Origin of the sequence: Rhodanobacter aciditrophus (genome assembly GCF_042679525.1) — a bacterium.
Lineage (GTDB): Bacteria > Pseudomonadota > Gammaproteobacteria > Pseudomonadales > Marinomonadaceae > Marinomonas > Marinomonas aciditrophus.
Genome location: NZ_JBHTMN010000008.1, coordinates 1 through 681 on the forward strand (window position 1 = coordinate 1; position 681 = coordinate 681).

2 tRNA genes are annotated in these 681 nt (G+C 43.5%); both read right to left on the reverse strand.

From position 1 onward, the window contains the following. Window positions 1-280: 280 nt before the first annotated feature. Window positions 281-356: transfer RNA gene (locus ACFQ45_RS07960), tRNA-Ala, on the reverse strand. A 118-nt stretch (window positions 357-474) separates the two neighbouring features. Beyond that, window positions 475-551 (reverse strand) — tRNA-Ile (locus ACFQ45_RS07965). Window positions 552-681 lie beyond the last annotated feature (130 nt).

The following is a 681-nucleotide window of genomic DNA, read 5'->3' on the forward strand; positions in this document are numbered from 1 at the left end:
AGTCGCTATTTTGAACTACATACCAACGCTGCTTTTGTTCAGCACTGGATTTACGATCATAGAATCTCACATGGGTTAGATGTGGATTCCACCGGTTTGACGCTTGATTATCGTCTATTTCAAAAAGTCTAAATTGTTAAAGAGCAAGTTTAGTGCAAAGCACTAAGTCAGAGACTAGGAAGTTTCAGTCGACATCGATGTAAGACTTACTGTCTCTCGATTGACTGTCCAAGCATCTTGCTTAAGGCTTTGTGTGTTGTGTCATGTACCACTTGGGAAGTGGTGGAGCTATGCGGGATCGAACCGCAGACCTCCTGCGTGCAAAGCAGGCGCTCTCCCAGCTGAGCTATAGCCCCATATATTCTAAATCTAAGTATTAAAACTTATTAGATCACCAAAATTTCAAGAACAAGGCTTTAAGTTTGACGTTTAGCCTGCTAAACGAGAACTTAAATAACGCTGTTATTGGGATTTTGGTGGGTCTGGGCCGATTTGAACGGCCGACCTCACCCTTATCAGGGGTGCGCTCTAACCAACTGAGCTACAGACCCAAAACAACTGTCTGCATCCAAATTCAAATCTGAATCAGACGACAACACTCTAAACTACAGACATCAGATAATTTGTGTGAACGCTCACCAGAGCTTCATATCGTTTAAGGAGGTGATCCAGCCCCAGGTT